The organism is Nocardia higoensis NBRC 100133 (genome assembly GCF_000308595.1).
Lineage (GTDB): Bacteria > Actinomycetota > Actinomycetes > Mycobacteriales > Mycobacteriaceae > Nocardia > Nocardia higoensis.
Genome location: NZ_BAGA01000109.1, coordinates 70,775 through 85,933, shown reverse-complemented (window position 1 = coordinate 85,933; position 15,159 = coordinate 70,775). Strand labels below are relative to the sequence as shown.

The 15,159-nt window shown below is 71.2% G+C and carries 8 protein-coding genes; 6 read left to right on the top strand and 2 right to left on the bottom strand.

Annotated features, from left to right (window positions below; all coding sequences use genetic code 11):
• Positions 1–4: 4 nt before the first annotated feature.
• Both ON26_RS19470 and ON26_RS19465 read right to left on the bottom strand, forming a co-directional pair.
• Entirely contained in the window at positions 5–748 is a 744-nt protein-coding gene (locus tag ON26_RS19470; protein WP_040797614.1) for an SDR family NAD(P)-dependent oxidoreductase, read from the bottom strand.
• Complete coding sequence (locus ON26_RS19465; protein ID WP_040797613.1) at positions 748–1,914, bottom strand: thiolase family protein; 1,167 nt, start codon at positions 1,912–1,914, stop codon at positions 748–750. Before ON26_RS19465 ends, ON26_RS19470 begins: the two co-directional genes overlap by 1 nt.
• Before the next feature lie 149 nt (positions 1,915–2,063).
• On the opposite strand from ON26_RS19465, the gene ON26_RS19460 reads away from it, so the two are divergent.
• From ON26_RS19460 to ON26_RS19435, 6 genes are all read left to right on the top strand, one after another.
• Positions 2,064–3,656: a bifunctional phosphatase PAP2/diacylglycerol kinase family protein gene (locus ON26_RS19460; protein WP_083884212.1), complete on the top strand. Its 1,593-nt coding sequence runs from the start codon at positions 2,064–2,066 to the stop codon at positions 3,654–3,656.
• A 103-nt stretch (positions 3,657–3,759) separates the two neighbouring features.
• Positions 3,760–4,581 (top strand): gamma-glutamyl-gamma-aminobutyrate hydrolase family protein, encoded by an 822-nt coding sequence (locus ON26_RS19455; protein WP_083884211.1) that lies wholly within the window; start codon positions 3,760–3,762, stop codon positions 4,579–4,581.
• Between the two features lie 250 nt (positions 4,582–4,831).
• Complete coding sequence (locus tag ON26_RS19450; RefSeq protein ID WP_051027236.1) at positions 4,832–6,154, top strand: MFS transporter; 1,323 nt, start codon at positions 4,832–4,834, stop codon at positions 6,152–6,154.
• 209 nt (positions 6,155–6,363) lie between these two features.
• On the top strand, positions 6,364–6,981 hold the full coding sequence (locus tag ON26_RS19445) for a GNAT family N-acetyltransferase (RefSeq protein WP_245545911.1): 618 nt from the start codon (positions 6,364–6,366) through the stop codon (positions 6,979–6,981).
• Between the two features lie 79 nt (positions 6,982–7,060).
• Positions 7,061–13,645, top strand: coding sequence for a type I polyketide synthase (locus ON26_RS19440; protein WP_083884210.1), 6,585 nt, complete (start codon positions 7,061–7,063; stop codon positions 13,643–13,645).
• Entirely contained in the window at positions 13,642–15,033 is a 1,392-nt protein-coding gene (locus ON26_RS19435; RefSeq protein WP_040797612.1) for an aminotransferase class I/II-fold pyridoxal phosphate-dependent enzyme, read from the top strand. The genes ON26_RS19440 and ON26_RS19435 overlap by 4 nt, the downstream gene beginning before the upstream one ends.
• The last annotated feature ends 126 nt before the right edge of the window (positions 15,034–15,159 follow it).

The following is a 15,159-nucleotide window of genomic DNA, read 5'->3' as shown; positions in this document are numbered from 1 at the left end:
GGTGTCAGGCGCGCCAGAGTTGATCGCCCGCGCGGGACAGGACGATATTGGGCACCACGGCATTGCGTGAGAGCCGGGTGATCGCCAGCACCATCTCCGCGACATCGCCGGTGGTCAGCATGGCCGACTGCGAGAGTTCGTCGCGCTTCCACGCGGTCATGTCGGTGTCGACGTAACCGGGGGAGATCGCGGTGGCGCTCACGCCGCCCGCCGATTCCTCCAGCGACACCGTCTCGCACAGCGAGACCAGCGCGGCCTTCGTCGCACCGTAGGCCGCCAGCCCGGCCTCGCCCACCACGCCGGTGATGGAGGCCAGCGCGATGATCTTCGCGCCGCGGGCGACATCCTCGGCCGCGCTCTTGCGCAGCAGCGGGATGGCGGCCTGGATGAGGGTGATCGGTGCCCGGAAATTGACGTCGAGCATCCGCTCGTAGGTCTTGGCCGGCATGTCCGCGACCGCGCCTGCCGTTCCGGTGCCCGCGCTGAGCACCAGCGCGTTCAGCCCGCCGAACCGGTCGCCGTGCGCGGCGGCCAGCGCCCGCACCTCGTCCAGGTCGTTCATCCGGGCGACCACCGGCTGCACCTCGACGCCGTGCTCGGCGCGCAGGCGCTCGGCGGTCTGCTCGAGCGTCTCGGCGGTGCGAGCGGCGATGGTCAGGTGATAGCCCTCGGCGGCCAGCTTGTTCGCGACCTCGGCGCCGATGCCGCGCGAGCCTCCGGTGACCAGCGCCGAGCGTGCCACCGTCATCAGAGGCGCTCGATGATGGTGGCGTTGGCCAGGCCGCCCGCCTCGCACATGGTCTGCAGGCCGTAGCGGCCGCCGGTCTGCTCGAGGTGGTTGACCAGGGTGGCCAGGATGCGGGTGCCGGACGCGCCGAGCGGATGGCCGAGCGCGATCGCGCCGCCGCGCGGGTTCAGCTTGGCCGGATCGGCTGCCAGTTCCTGCTGCCACACCAGCGGCACCGAGGCGAAGGCCTCGTTGACCTCGTAGGCGTCGATGTCGTCGATGCCCAGGTTCACGCGCTCGAGCGCCTTGCGGGTGGCGGGCACCACGGCGGTGAGCATCAGCAGCGGATCGTCGCCGACCACCGAGAAGGAGTGGAAGCGGGCGCGCGGGGTGAGGCCCAGCTTCGCGGCGGCCTCCTCGCTCATGATGAGCGCGGCCGAGGCGCCGTCGGACAGCGGCGAGGAGTTGCCCGGGGTGATCGACCAGTCGATCTCGGGGAAGCGCGCCTGGAAGGCGTCGTCGGCGAAGGCGGGACGCAGCCCGGCCAGGCCTTCGACGGTGGTGCTGGGGCGGATGGTCTCGTCGGCGGTGAGCGTGCCCGCGGCGACCAGTTCCTTGTCGAACCCGCCTGCCGCGGCCGTCTCGGCGGCCAGGCGGTGCGAGCGCGCGGCGAACTCGTCGAGCGCGGCGCGGTCGAACTTCCAGCGCGCGGCGATGATCTCGGCGGCGATGCCCTGTTGGATCAGGCCGTCGGGAAAGCGGTGTGCGAGCGGGCCGCCGTTGGTGTCCTTGCCCTGGGCGTTGGAGAACATGGGCACCCGGCTCATCATCTCCACGCCGCAGGCGATCGCCACGTCGTAGGCGCCCGCGATGACACCCTGGGCGGCGAAGTGCGCGGCCTGCTGGCTGGAACCGCACTGACGGTCGACCGTGGTGGCGGGCACGGTCTCCGGGAAGCCTGCCGCGAGCACGGCGGTGCGGGTGATGTTGAGCGCCTGTTCGCCGCTCTGGGTGACGCACCCGCCGATGACGTCGTCGACCACGGCGGGATCGAGATCGTTGCGCGCGACGAGTTCGGAAAGCACACCGGCGAGCAGCGTCGCGGGATGCACATCGGCGAGGCCGCCACCGGCCTTGCCCTTCCCGGACGGTGTGCGGACGATGTCCACGATGACGGCGGACCGCATAGCTGGCTCCGATCGAGGTAAGTGAATTCCCATTCGCATTTAAGTTAACACGGATTCGCCTAATCTCCGGCAAAGTGGGCGGTGCTTGTGACCGATCGCGCTGGCGCACAGCCGAACTCGCCGAGGCCGGGCCGGGCTAGGCTGGGCTGATGCAGTTCGAGCGGGCGTCGCGCCGGGCACGACTGGCGCCGAGACGGAATCGACGGACCACGCGCGGCCGGGCCCGGCCCTCGGCGCTGACCAGCTCTCTCGATCGGTGGGTGATCGGGCGCAGTGCGCGATTGCGTCCGAGCCCTGCCGACCGGGCCCTGCGGACGCTGAGCGCCGGGGCGAACTACAACCGGCTCTGGCTCGGCTTCGGCGCGGCCATGGTGCTGCTCGGCAGCGGCCCGGTCCGGCGCGCGGGCGTGCGCGGGCTGCTCGCGACCGGTCTGGCCAGCGGGGTCGCCAACGGCATCGCCAAGCCGCTGTTCCCGCGCCGTCGTCCGCCGGACGAATCGGTGCCTTTCGTGCGCAGGCTGGGCACCCCGCCGGTGTCCTCGTCGTTCCCGTCCGGGCATTCGGCCTCCGCGGCCGCGTTCGTCACGGGGGTGGCGCTGGAGAGCCCGGCCACGGCCGTCGCGGTCGCGCCGGTCGCCGTCGCGGTCGGTTATTCGCGGGTCCACATCGGGGTGCACTGGCCCTCCGATGTGGTCGCGGGTGCGCTGCTCGGCGCCGGGGTGGCGCTGGGCACCCGCCGCTGGTGGGCGTTGCGGCCGGACGAGCCCGCGCTGGTCGGCGAGAACGAGAGGATCGAGCCGTTGCCGCACGGCAGGGGCCTGTTGCTGGTCGCCAACGCCCTGTCCGGCAGCGGCGCCGCCGAGGAGGTGCTCGCCGAGGTGCGGTCCGCGTTGCCCGCCGCCCGCATCGTGCCCTTCGACCACGAGCGCACCCTGGACGAACAACTGGCCGAGCATCTGAACTCCGGACAGGTGCGCGCGCTCGGTGTCCTCGGCGGCGACGGCACGGTCTCCGGAGTGGCCGAAATCGCGGTGCGCGAGCAGCTTCCGCTCGCGGTGTTCGCGGGCGGCACGCTCAACCACTTCGCCAAGGACGCCGGTGTCGACGACGCGGACCACACCGCGAGCGCGCTGGACGCGGGCGCGGTGGCCCGGGTCGACGTCGCCGCAGTGGATCTCGACGGCGGCGGGGAACGGGTGTTCGTCAATACCGCCAGCCTCGGCGGCTATCCGGATTTCGTGCACCTGCGCGAGCGCTGGGAGCATCGCATCGGCAAGTGGCCCGCCGCCGGAATCGCCATGGTGCGGGTGCTGCTGCGCGCCGAGCCGCTGCACGCGACCGTCGACGGAGTGCCAATGGCGCTGTGGATGTTGTTCGTCGGCAACGGTCGCTACAGCCCGGCCGACCAGATCCCCATGTCCCGTCCGGAACTGCACCGCGGCACCATCGATGTGCGGTATCTGCGCGCGGACGTGCCCTTCTCGCGAACCCGCCTGGTGTGGGCGACGCTCACCGGGACGCTGGCCGATTCCGCCACCTACGTGCGTCGCGCCGCCGAACGGCTGGAGGTGCGGATCTCGAGCGGCCCGGTGTCGCTGGCCACCGACGGCGAAGTCGGTTACCGGGGCACGGAATTCGCCTTCACCAGCCGCCCCGGCGCGCTGCGGATCTTCCGCCGCCCGGACGAGGCGGATGCGGGCGGACATGCGTCGCGAGCCGAGGCTTCCGCCGATCCGGTGTGATCGCCCCGGCGCCCTTCGGCGACGATATCGGCGACCATAACCGCAATGCCGCTCGGGTGGAGCTCGACGCATTCGATGCGGTCGTGACCGAGTGGGAGCACGCGTGGCTTCGAACAGCTCAGATTCCACCCTGGAAGGGGAGTTGCACCTCAGGCCGCTGATCGGCCTGACCACCTACCGCGAACCGGCGCGTTTCGGCAGCTGGGACACCGAGTGCGCGGTGCTGCACTTCAATTACGTCGAGATGATCGAGGATGCCGGGGGCATCCCGGTCCTGTTGCCGCCCGCCGGCCGGGCGCGGCCGGAGCTGGTGGCGCGGCTCGACGGTCTGCTGCTCGCCGGCGGCGCCGATATCGAGCCGCACCGCTACGGGGCCGTGCCCGCTCCGGGCACCTATACCCGGCCCGGGCGCGATGTCTTCGAGTTCGAGTTGTTCGCCCTGGCCAGGGCCGCGGGCCTGCCGGTCCTCGGCGTGTGCCGCGGCATCCAGCTCATCAATGTCGCCCTCGGCGGCACCCTGGTCCAGCACCTGCCCGACGAGATCGGCCACGAACAGCACTCGGGCCCGCCCGGCGATTACGGCGCCACCACCGCGCTCACCACGCCGGGCACCCTGGTCGCCGCGCTCGCCGGTCCCCGGGTGCGCGCGCATTGCCATCACCATCAGGCCGTCGGTCGCGTCGCCCCCGGACTGGTGGTCTCGGCGCGTTCGACCGACGGCAGTGTCGAAGCCGTCGAACACCCCGGGGCGCCTTTCCTGGTCGGCCTGCAGTGGCATCCGGAAGCCGATCCCGGCGATCGGCGGCTGGTGCGCGCCTTCATCACCGCGGCCGCGGCGCCGCGCCGCGGCGCCGCCGGTGATTGCGGCGGCCGGCACCGCAGTCGCCGCAGTACCGCGGGTGATCGCGGCCAGCGCGGGGGGTGAGCCGGTGAGTCCGGCGACCCGGATCGGCCACCGGATCACGACAGTGTGACGCAGATCACTTTTCTCGAATGGGTGGCTGGTGGGCGGGTACGCGGTCACCGGATGGTCGCGTCGCCTCGCGTTTGACCTGCGTCGAACCTGGGAACGGTTCCCTTCGTGCTCGTGTCGGCGCCGCAACCGGTGCAGACGGAACGCGGCGAGCGCGCAGCATCGGGAACCGGCGGTCCGCGGACCGGTGAGGAGACGGGCCATGACCGTGACACAGGAGGAATCGCAGCGGCTGCGCCGATCGGTGGCCGCCTCGGCGATGGGCAACGCCACCGAGTGGTTCGACTACGGCGTCTACGCCGCTACCGCGACCTACCTCACCGCCGCTTTCTTCCCCGGTGAACTGGGCACTCTCGGCACCATGCTCGGCTTCGCCATCTCGTTCGTGCTCCGTCCCCTGGGCGGCATGGTCTGGGGTCCGCTGGGCGACCGGCTCGGCCGAAAGCGGGTGCTGGCCACCACGATCCTGCTGATGGCGGCGGCGACCGGCCTCATCGGGTTGTTGCCGACGCACGGCCAGGTCGGCGTGCTCGCGCCGGTCCTGCTGATCTGCCTGCGCGTGGTGCAGGGCTTTTCCACCGGCGGCGAATACGGCGGCGCGGCAACCTATCTCGCCGAGACGGCGAGCGATCGGCGGCGCGGTTTCCTCGGCAGCTTCCTCGAGCTCGGCACGCTGGGCGGCTTCGTCGGCGGTTCGGCCGTGGTGCTGTTCTTCCAGCTGGCGCTCGGGTCGGAGGCCATGTACGACTGGGGCTGGCGCATCCCGTTCCTGATCGCGGTCCCGCTCGGCCTGATCGGGCTGTATCTGCGCTCGCGCCTGGACGAGTCGCCGGTGTTCGAAGAGGTCGCGCAGAATCCGCATCCGCCGACCGGGCTCGGCGAGCTGATCCGCAACTATCGCCGTGAGCTGCTCACCCTGGGCGGCCTGGTGATCGCGCTGAACGTGGTCAACTACACGCTGCTCACGTATCAGCCGACCTACCTGCAGAAATCGCTCGGGATGGCCGAGTCGACCACGACGGCCATGATGCTCATCGGCCAGGTGGTCATGATGCTGGTCCTGCCGATCTTCGGCGGGCTCTCGGACCGGGTGGGCCGCAGGCCGATGTGGCTGGTCTCGCTGGTCGGCCTGGCCGTGTTCGCGCTGCCGATGTACTGGCTGATGGGGCAGGGCCCGGTCTGGGCGGTGCTCGGCTTCCTCGTGCTCGGCCTGCTGTACCTGCCGCAGTTGTCGACGATCAGCGCGACCTTCCCCGCGATCTTCCCGACGCACGTGCGCTATGCGGGCTTCGCGCTGGCCTACAACGTATCCACGGCGGCCTTCGGTGGCACCGCGCCGCTGGTGAACGAGGCGGCGATCGAGTCGACCGGATGGTCGCTGTTTCCGGCCGCCTACATGATCGGCGCCTCGCTGGTCGGTCTGGTGGCGTGGGCGTTCCTGCGCGAGACCGCCGGTACCTCCCTGCGCGGCACCGAAGTGCCCGATGTGCTCCACACGCCGGTGGCCACCGCCGCGCCCGTGTAGGAGGCCCGTTCGTGGGCTGCCCATTTTGTCCAATTGTGTTCCAGGACAACGATGTTTCCGCGCACTTTAGGTGATTGCACAGTGCCGGAACAAGATTGCGGGCGGTCTACTTTCTCACAGCCCTTCTCCGGTTGGCGTCCGGTTGCCTCCTGAGTAACCTACTGACGGGTAGCTCGGGGGTGTTCGCCGGAAAGCGTTAGGGGCAGTTGTTGGACCAGCAGGGTTGTACGGTCGTCCGCCGCGCCACCGAGGGCGATATCGACGACATCGTGCGGGTGCTCGCGCAGGCCTTCGAAACCGATGATCCGATCGAGGAATACGTCTTCCCCGCACCGGAACAGCGCCTGCGGCGGACGCCGGGCATGCTGCGCATCATGGTGCGGCATCGCTTCCTGCCGGTCGGCGGGGCTTCCGTGGCCACCATCGACGACCGGGTGGTCGGGGCCGCGCTGTGGCAGCCGCCGGGAACGCGCACATCGTGGTGGCGCGAGGCGGTCTCGGGGCCGCAGCTGTTGTGGGCCATGGGCGCCGCGACGGCGCGGGGCATGGCCGTGGACGCCGCGATGGCGAAAGTGGCTCCGGCACAGCCACATCTGTTCCTCGTCTACCTGGGGTGCGAGCCCGGCCTGCAACGACGTGGCGTGGGCCGCGCCCTGTGGGCCGCCCTGGCCGCGGACGCCGACGCCCGCGGCGCCGGGCTCGGCGGAATCTGCAAGGACGGCAACGTCGCCTACTACCGGGCACTCGGCTGCGAATTCGTCGAACGGGTCCGCATCGGCCGGGACGGCCCCGAGATGAACTTCGTCCTGCGCCCGCCCGCTACCTGATCCACCTACAGCTCATCCGTTTCATCGCCGTTCCGGATCGCTGCGGCCCGGCGCGGTTTCGAGTACGCAAGGAGTCCCGTTGTCTGACATCGCCATAGTCGGAATCGGCTGCCGGTACGCCGGCGGTATCGATTCGCCGGAGTCGTTCTGGGACTTCCTCGTCGGCAAGGGCGACGGCGTCGTCGACATCCCGGCCACGCGGTGGGACGTGGACCGCTACTACGACCCCGACAAGCGCACCCCCGGCCGGATGTACACCAGGCGCGCGGCCTTCCTGACCGGTGACCCGTGGGCGTTCGACCCGGACTTCTTCGGCATCTCGCCGCGCGAGGCGGCCTCGATGGACCCGCAGCAGCGGCTGATCCTGGAAGTCGCCTGGGAGGCGCTCGACGACGCGGGCATCGCGGGCCGGGTCACCGGCGCGCCGGTGGGCGTCTACGTCGGCGCGTTCACGCTCGACCAGCTCGCCGTCTCGGTCGCGGGAGACGCGCTGCCGCACGTGGACATGCACACCGCGGTCGGCGCGTCCTACACCATGCTGTCGAACCGGATCGCCTACGCGCTCGACCTGGTCGGCCCCGCCGTCACCGTGGACACCGCGTGCTCGTCCTCGCTGGTGGCGCTGCACCTGGCCTGTCAGGCGCTCGACAGCGGCGATTGCGCGATCGCGATGGCGGGCGGCGTCACCATGCTGCTGCAACCCGAGCCGTTCGTATCCATGTGCAAGGGCGGCTTCCTGGCCACCGACGGACGCAGCAAGCCGTTCGACGCGGCCGCCGACGGCTACGGACGCGGCGAAGGTTCGGGCATGGTGGTGCTCAAGCGCCTCGCCGACGCCGAGCGTGACGGGGACCGGGTCTACGCGGTGATCAAGGCGACCGGCGCCAACCAGGACGGGCGCACCACCGCCATCACCGTGCCCAATGCCGATCTGCAGGAGGCGCTGGCCAGGACCGTCACCGAGCGGGCGGGCATCGCGCCGCACCAGGTCGACTACGTCGAGGCGCACGGCACCGGCACCCCCGTCGGCGACCCGCTGGAACTGCGGGCCATCGGCCGCGCCTACGGGCAGGTGCCGGGCCGGTCCCGCCCGCTGGGCGTGGGCTCGGTGAAGGGCCAGCTCGGTCACACCGAAGCGGCATCGGGCATCGCGAGCGTCATCAAGTCGGCACTGGCCGTGGCACACCGGACCATCGCGCCGCAGGGCTGGCTGAACGAGCCGAACCCCGACATCCCGTTCGACGAACTCAATCTGCGCCTGCAGTGCGAGGTCGAGCCGCTCGATGCCGAGTCCGGCCCGATGACCATCGCCGTCAACGGCTTCGGCTACGGCGGCACCAACGCACACGCGATCCTGCAGGAGTACGTCGCGCCGGCACGTGAGGAGCGCGCTCCGCGACACCACGGTGTGCTGCCGTTGTCGGCCCGCAGCGAACAGGCGGTGCGCGACCTCGCCCGTGGATTCGCCGAACGCATCGCCGAGGGCGCCGATCCCGGCAGCCTGGCCGAGGCCGCGTGGACCCGCCGCAAGCACCACCCCTATCGCGCCGCCGTGCCGTTCGGCGACGATGCCGCGTTGGTGACCGGCCTGGTCGAGCTGGCCGAGGGCAGCGCGCGCGGCGCGGCGAAGGTCGTCCCCCAGCGCGTCGCGGAACCGGTCTTCGTGTTCACCGGCATGGGTCCGCAGTGGTGGGCGATGGCCCGCGGCCTGCTCGAATCCGACGGTGTCTTCGCCGCCGAGGCACGTCGGATCGACGCCGTGTTCCGGGAGATCGCCGGGTGGTCGATCATCGAGGAACTGCTGCGCCCCGAGGACGAGTCGCGGGTGACGGCCACCGAGGTCGCGCAGCCCGCCAATTTCCTGGTGCAGGTCTGCCTGGTCGCTCTGCTCGACGAGCTGGGCATCCGGCCCGCCGCGGTGGTCGGGCACAGTGTCGGCGAGGTGTCGGCCGCGTACGTCACCGGCATGCTCTCGCTGCGCGACGCGGTCACCGTGAGCGTGCACCGGGCCCGGCTGCAGGCGACCACGGCCGGCTCCGGTGGGATGCTCGCCGTCGGGCTCGCCCCGGACGCGGCCCGCGCGCTCATCGACGGTGACGAGCGGGTCGACATCGCCGCGATCAACAGCCCCAACGCGGTCACCCTGGCCGGTGCGGTGGAGCGGCTGGACGAGATCGCCGAAAGCCTCACCGCCCAGGGCGGTTTCGCCAAGCGCCTGCACGTCGAGGTGCCCTACCACAGCTATCTGATGGATCCGATCCTCGACAAGCTGCGCGATGCGCTCGCCGATCTGGTGGTCGACGCGCCGGTGCTGCCGCTGTATTCGACGGTCACCGGTAAGCCCGTCACCGCGGGCGACTGGGACGCCGAGTACTGGTGCGCCAATGTGCGTCAGCCGGTGCGGTTCGCCGACGCGGTGGCCGGGCTCATCGGTGACGGCAGCCGGATCTTCCTCGAGGTCGGCCCGCATCCGGTGCTCGGCGCGAACATCCGGGAGATCCTGCTGGGTGCGGGGGAGACGGGCACCTCCGTGGCCACCCTGAACCGCAAGCAGGACGACGCCGACAGCATTCGCCGCACGCTCGCCGGACTGTATGTCGCCGGTGCGCTCGACACCGAGGCCCTGTTCGCCGAGCAGCCCGTCACACCGCAGCTCGACCTGCCGCGCTATCCCTGGCAGCGCACCGTTCTGCGCGCCGACCTGCCCGTGTTCGCCCAGCGCAGGCACGGCACCCCCGGCGGCTACCCGATGCTCGGCGATCCGGATCTGGGTGAACCGACCACCGCGTGGACGGTGCGGCTGAGCGTCGGCGCCATGCCGTGGCTGGCCGATCACGTGGTCGGCGGCACGCGCATCCTGCCCGGTGCCGCCTACCTCGACGCAGCGCTCAGCGCCGCGGCTCTGCGCACCGAGTCCACCCGGGTCGCGGTGGCCGATGTGCGCTTCGTCGCGCCGCTGGTGGTCGAAGAAGGCGAGGCGCCGGTCGTCGAATTGCGGGTGGAGGAGTCGACCAACCGGTTCGTGATCCGTTCGCACGGCGCGGCCGCCGACACCTGGACGGTCAATGCCACCGGCCGGCTCGTCGACGGGGTCTACGAGCCGGTGCGGGTGACGCTGCCCGAGGCCGACGGCATGCACGAGATCGACCCCGCCGACTTCTACTCCGGCCTGGCCGAACGCGGCCTGGCATACGGCCCGGCGTTCCGCCGCGCGACCTCGGTGCGGGTGCGCGAGACCACCGTGCTCGCCGCCCTCGACGGCGAGATCGCCCAGGGCTCAGGCCATCTGGCGCATCCGTGCGTGGTCGACGCGGCCCTGCAGAGCATCGCCGCGCTGCTGGTCGGCAGCGGGAACTCCGGTGACGGTGCGATGGTGCCGGTGGGGGTCGACTCCGTGCGCGCCTTCGCGCCGATCCCCGAGGAGCTCGACGTACTCGCGCGCCTGGACCGGGACGGCGAGCCGCGCGCCGATATCGACCTGCTCGGCGCCGACGGCACGGTGGTGCTGCAGATCCGCGGCATGCGGTTCGGTTCCATCGCACCGGGCCTGAGCGCGCTGCGACGGATGACCGACTTCTTCTACGAGAACCGCTGGGAGCTGCGCGATCCCGTCGATACAGCGGCGCTGCCCGACCCGGAGACGGTGCACACCCTGGTGCTCGACCTGGCGCGGGCGGCCGGTGCGCGCGCCACCCGGATCGCCGGGCTGGTCGCGCGGGCGGAGGTGCTCGCGGCGGGCGAGCCCGGCAGCACGGAACTCGGCGCGCTGGTCGTCGAGCGGCTGCACGCCGCCGTTGCGAACGAGGGCGTCCAGCGGCTGCACGTGGTGGTGGTCGTGACCGACTACGCCGATCTGGACATCCTGTGGACGCTGCGCGAACTCGCGGTGGCGCTGGAAGGTTTCGTCGAGGTCCGCATCGACCGGCTCGGCCGGGACATGCCGATGACCGGAGACGGCTCGATCCACGTCACCGTGGTCACCGAGCAGGCCTACGCCCACCCCGACGGCGATATCGCTCCCGACCCGGTGCACGCCGCCGTCGCGGGTGCGCGCCGCGTGCTGCTCAACGAACAGCCACGTCTGCGCTGGCGCCTGGTCGACCTCGACGCCGACACCGCCGACGCGGAACTGGCCGCCGAACTGAACATCCCCGGCGCGTTCAGCCACGACAACGCCGACGAGGTCTTCCTGCGCAACGGCCTGCGCTGGGTCGCCGCGGTATCGGCCACCCTGCCCGAGCGCATCGAGGCGCTGGACGAGGCGGCCCCGCTCACCGATCCGGAGGCGAACTTCGCTCTGGAGATCCCCTCCTCGCGGGTGCTGTCCCGGCTCGCCTGGCGCGCATGCGGCCGCCGCGCACCCGGGGCCGGCGAGGTGGAGGTGCGGATGCGGGCGGTCGGCCTGAACTACAAGGACCCGCTCAAGATTCTCGGCGTCCTCACCGAACGAGACCTGGCCGACACCTTCTTCGGCGGCTCGCCCGGTATGGAGGGCATCGGCGTGGTGACGCGGGTCGGCGCGGGTGTCACCCACGTGGCCGAAGGTGACACCGTCAGCCTGGGCTGCAAAGACATGATCCGCCGGTACAACACCACCGACGCCGATCTGGTCAGCCACCTCGACCCCGGCACCGAGCCCGGCCACTGCACCAATTCCACCGCATTCGGCACGGCCGAATACGCCCTGCTGGAACTCGCCCGGCTGCAACCGGGGGAAACCGTGCTCGTGCACGGCGCGGCCGGTGGCGTCGGGTCGGCCGCCACCCAGATCGCGAAACTGCAGGGCGCCACCGTGATCGGCACCGCGAGCACCGACGAACGCCGGGACCGGGCCCGCGAGCAGGGCGCCGATCACGTCCTGGACTCGCGATCGCTGAACTTCGCCGAGGACGTCCTCGCCCTGACCGGCGGCGCGGGCGTCGACGTGGTGATCAGCACCGCCCCCGGCGACATCCTGCGCGGAAACTTCGCCGCCGTGGCCGAATTCGGCCGGATCGTGGAGATCGGCAAGGCCGACATCTACACCGGCGGCCAGCTCGATCTGCGCGTTTTCGACAAGAACGTCTCGTACCACTCGCTGGACCTGGACCGCATGCTCGCCAAACGGCGGGCCTTCACCGTCGAACTGCTTCGCCGCGTCAACGGCAAGCTGGCCGACGGCGTCTACCGCCCGCTGCCCTACACCCTGTACGGCACCGCGGACGTGGCCAAGGCCTTCGAGGAAGTCGCCCGCTCCACCCGGATCGGCCGCGTCGCCCTCGATTTCGACGAGCCTGCCCCGCTGGTGCGTCCGCGCCTGACCGAGGTCGAGATCGATCCCGAAGCGCAGTATCTGGTCACCGGCGGTTACGGCGCCTTCGGCCTGGCCGTCGGCCGCTGGCTCGTCGACCGGGGCGCCACCCGGCTGACCCTGCTCGGCCGCGGCGGTCCCAGCAGCGACGCCGCCCGCGCCCAGCTCGCCGTCTGGCAGGAACGCGGCATCGAGGTCACCGCCGCCCGCGGCGATGTCACCGACGCCGCCGCCATGACCGAGCTGCTGCGCGAACTGCACAGCCCGGACCACCCGCTGCGCGGCATCTTCCACACCGCGGGCGTCCTGGACGACCGGCGCATCACCACCCTGGACCGCGACAGTCTCGCCGCGGTCTACCGCCCCAAGGTGGAGGGCGCACGGGCACTGACCCGGGCGCTCGCCGAGGTCGGCGCCCGCCCGGACATGTTCGTCCTGTTCTCCTCCGGTAGCGCCATCTTCGGCGGGGTGGGCCAGTACTCCTACACCGCGGCCAATATCGCCATGCAGGCCCAGGCGGACGCGATCGTCCGCGACGGCGGTGCGGCGCTGGCCATCGGCTGGGGTCACATGTCCGGCGGCGGCATGGCCGAACACGACGACAACATGGCCCGCTACCTGCGCAACACCGGGTTCGACTCGATGCCGCTCGACGAGGGCACCGAATACCTGGAGAAGGCGCTGGAGCTCGGCCTGCACCACCACGCCGACATCATCGCCATCGATTGGGGCAAGGTCGCCGCTTCCGGCCCGCACTTCGCCCAGACCGCCCGCATCGCCGAACTCATCGCCGCGGCCGCCCAGGACGATTCGGAAACAGCCCGCCTCGCCGCGGCCCTGCGCGAGCTCGAGGAAGGCAAGCGCGGCGAGGTCGTCGCCTACATGCTCGCCGAGCAGCTCGCCACCGTCATGGGGGTGTCCGCGGAGTCCATCGACCTCACGGTTCCGGTGCCCGAACTCGGGCTCGATTCGCTGATGGCCGTGGAATTCGGGGCGCTGGTGACGAAGAGTCTCGGGATCGACATGTCCTCGTTGAGCATGGGGCGGACGTTCACGCTCGAGCAAGCGGGGGCTCGGATCGCCGATCATCTCGTCGGCGCCGGAGTTGCGGAGGCCTCCGCGTCGGCTGTTGCGGCGACCGTTGGACCGGACGCCGCGCCGACCGCCGCGGCGTCGGACGTGTCGGCTGCCCCGGTGTCCGCTGCTATCGATGCTGCGTCGGTTGTGGCGGCGGATTCGTCGGACGCGGTGACGCGTGTAGCGGCGGTCGGGAGCGAGGGGCGTGCCGGGGATTCCCCGGCGTCGGATGGTCCGGAGCGGGGGCACGCATCGGCGGGGGAGCCGGTGGGCGGTCAGGCGGAGGTGGAGCGGTGAGTGAGTCGGCCCGCGATCTGGCGCGGAAACTGTTGTCGGGCAATGCGACTGCTCCGGGGTCGACGGCGCCGAGTGGTGCGGCACGCTCGCAAGTCCGGCCTCCGGTGCGTCCGGCGGGTGCGGGTGCGCGGCGGGTGCGCGGGCCGGGCAGGCAGTTCGCCGATCACCCGGAGGTGGCCGCGACCGTGGCCAAGCAGGCCGCGATCGACAAGCTCTATGGGGACAGCGCCATGCCGAATCCGCTGTTCCTGCTGCGTACCGGTCCCAACGATGTGACCATCGAGGCGGACGGCGGCGAGCTGGTCAATTTCGGCGCCTACAACTACCTGGGTCTGGCCAATCACCCGCGCGTGGTGGCGGGGGCCAAGGCCGCGCTCGATCGTTACGGTGCCTCGGCGTCGGCGAGTCGCATCATCGCGGGGGAGATCCCGCTGTATCGCGAGCTCGAGGCGCGGCTCGCCGAAATCTACGGTGTCGGTGACGCCATGATCACCACCAGCGGTTACCTCACGAACGCGGGGGTGCTCGGCTTCCTGCTGCGCGATGGTGACGTGGCCGTGTGCGACGCGCTCATCCACGGCAGCGTGGTCTCGGGCACCCAGTGGTCGGGGTGTCGGCGGATCACCTTCCGGCACAACGATCCGGAGTCGCTGCGCTCGGTTCTGCGGATGTCGCGGGCGGGTTTCGACCGGGCCCTCGTGGTGCTGGAGGGGCACTACAGCATGGACGGCACCGTCGGCCGTGTCGACGAAATGGCCTCCATCGCCAGGGAATACGACTGCGCGGTGATGGTGGACGAGGCCCATTCGTTCGGCGTCTTCGGCGATCGGGGGCACGGCATCCGGGAGCACTACCGGCTGCCCGCCGACGCGGTCGACCTGTGGATGGGCACGCTGTCGAAAGCTCTCGGCAGTTGCGGCGGATTCCTGGCGGGCGACGCCGACCTCATCCGCGCCATGAAGGCGGCGGCGCCGGGTATCGCCATGCTCACCGGCGGCCCGGCGCCCGCCGCGGCCGGCGCCGCTCTCGCCGCGCTCGAAGTGCTCGAGCAGGAGCCGGAGCGCTTGAACCGATTGTGGGCCAATGCGAAACAGTTCGGCGCCCTGCTCGCCGAACGGGACCTCGATCGCGGTCTGTCCGAGGGAACGCCGATCTGCCCGGTGATCGTGCCGGGCGAGGTGCGTTCCGGTTTCGTCGCCTCGTATCTGCTGCAACGCGGGGTCTACGCGGGCAATATCTCCGCTCCCGCGGTGCCCGCCGGACAGGAGCGCCTGCGCTTCTTCCTCACCAGCGAACACACCGAGGATCAGTTGGTGCGGGCGGCGGATCTGCTGGCCGAAGCGATCGGCCACGCCCGGCAACTGCCCGATCCCACGCTGGCGACCTAGTTCAGCGACGTGGGTGCCCGGCCGGGCCCTGTTCCCCCCTCCTGGATCAGGGACCGGCCGGGCAGGAACAAATATCCCTGGGGGGTCTTGACAGCGGCTTACAGAGCGCTTAATAGGCCGGTCACG